2 protein-coding genes are annotated in these 1,301 nt (G+C 73.2%); one reads left to right on the top strand and one right to left on the bottom strand.

Going from position 1 to position 1,301, the window contains the following annotated elements:
• A partial coding sequence (locus tag MNZ39_RS07440; RefSeq protein ID WP_242336826.1) for a Ku protein occupies positions 1-855 on the bottom strand: 855 nt, incomplete at its 3' end.
• Between the two features lie 128 nt (positions 856-983).
• On the opposite strand from MNZ39_RS07440, the gene MNZ39_RS07435 reads away from it, so the two are divergent.
• On the top strand, positions 984-1,190 hold the full coding sequence (locus tag MNZ39_RS07435) for a hypothetical protein (RefSeq protein WP_242336823.1): 207 nt from the start codon (positions 984-986) through the stop codon (positions 1,188-1,190).
• The last annotated feature ends 111 nt before the right edge of the window (positions 1,191-1,301 follow it).

The raw sequence follows: 1,301 nt of genomic DNA, 5'->3' as shown, positions 1-1,301 counted from the left end.
CTTCTTGCCGGCGGCGCGCGCCGCCACGGCGGGCCGGTGTCGCCGCTCGCCTCGCGCCGGGTGCGCGGCGGGCTCGCCCCCCCGCCGGCGCGCTGCGGCGAGGCTGGCGGACAGCGCATCCGCGAGGCTCACCACCTCGGCGGGCGCGCGCTCCGCCTCGGGGGCCTCGATCGTCTCGCCCTCCGCCTTCTTCTCGACGAGCTCCAGGACGCGCTCGCGGTACGTATCGGGGTAGCGCTCGGGCTCGAACGCGGTCGTGAGGGAGCCGACGAGCTGCTCGGCCATCGCGAGCTCGCGCTCGGCGGGCTTCGCGTGCCGGGGGAGGTCGAGCGAGGACACCGGGATCACCTCGTCGGCGCGGTTCATGGTCGAGAGCGCGAGCGCGTCCTCGATGGGGCGAACGCAGCAGAGCGACTCGCGCGTGCGCAGCACGAACGTCGCGATCGCCACCTTGCCCGAGCGGCGCATCGCGTCGAGCAGGAGGGCGTACGGCTTCGCGGCGCTCGCCTCCGGCACGAGGTAGTAGGTGCGGTCGTAGTAGATGGGGTCGATCTCGGCGAGCTCCACGAAGTCGTGGATGTCCACCGTGTGCGTCGCCTTGGGGTCGAACTTCTCGAGCTCGTCGGGATCGAGGGCGACGTACTTCCCCTTCGAGATCTCGTAGCCCTTCACGATGTGCTCGTAGGGGACCTCGACGTCCTCCTTGGCGCAGAAGCGCTTCAGGTGGATCCGCCCGCCGTCCTTGTCGTGGAGCATGTTGAAGCGGACCTCTTTCTGCGTCACCGCGGTGACGAGCTTCACCGGGATGTTCACGAGGCCGAACGTCAGCGCTCCGCTCCAGATCGCTCGAGCCATGGATCGTCCCCCCTGAGTACGATCGTGCGCCCGTCGGCCCGCGGCAACGCCGGGTGGGGCCCGACGCGGGGTGCCGCTTCACGGCGGCGGCACGGGAGCGCAGGTTTTCGGGGACGTGAGGAGGGCGTATGCCGCGAAAGCCCGAGGAAGAGCGCCGGAAGGAAGGCCGCGACGAGACCCCACGGACGGATCTGCCGCCGCGGCGGGAGCCGTACTACGAGGGGTACTTCGGCACGGAGGAGGAGGAGGGCGCCGTCCGCGAGGAGGAGAGCGGCGACGAGCCGCGCCGCGGGGCGAGCGAGGACGCCGCGGGAGGAGACCGGGAGATCGTGTGAGCGACGGGGCGCGCGCTCCCACGGGCGGGGTGGGAGCGCGCCGGCCCCCCCGAGGCACGCCGCCTGCCGTTTGCGGGCCCCCCGGGCGCCGGCGGGGGCGGGCCGGGCGCC

This window comes from Anaeromyxobacter sp. SG66, assembly GCF_022690805.1.
In the GTDB taxonomy this organism is placed as follows: Bacteria; Myxococcota; Myxococcia; order Myxococcales; family Anaeromyxobacteraceae; genus Anaeromyxobacter; species Anaeromyxobacter soli.
The sequence above is the reverse complement of the archived record's forward strand: the minus strand, read 5'-3'. Positions and strand labels throughout refer to the sequence as shown.